Annotated in this window: 1 protein-coding gene; it reads left to right on the top strand. The window is 71.3% G+C overall.

The genetic code is table 11. From position 1 onward, the window contains the following. On the top strand, positions 1-279 hold a 279-nt coding region (locus tag LO771_RS30460; RefSeq protein ID WP_230748397.1), incomplete at both ends, for a phosphopantetheine-binding protein.

Below are 279 nucleotides of genomic sequence, written 5' to 3'. Positions count from 1 at the left end.
AGCTCGACCACCGTGCGCTTCCCGCGCCCGAACTGCGCGGAGCCCCCGGAAGCCGCAAGCCCGCGACCGAGCGTGAGACCGTGCTGTGCGCGCTGTTCGCCGAAGTCCTCGGCGTTCCGGAAGTCGGGGTCGAGGACAACTTCTTCGAACTCGGCGGCCACTCCCTGCTCGCCACCCGCCTCATCAACCGCATCCGCACCGTCCTCGGCAGCGAGATCCCCCTGCGGACCGTCTTCGACGCCCCCTCCCCGGCGGGCATCGCGACCGTGCTGGCGGACA

The organism is Streptacidiphilus sp. ASG 303, from assembly GCF_020991365.1.
Classification (GTDB): Bacteria; Actinomycetota; Actinomycetes; order Streptomycetales; family Streptomycetaceae; genus Peterkaempfera.
This window is presented reverse-complemented; position numbering and strand designations above follow the sequence as displayed.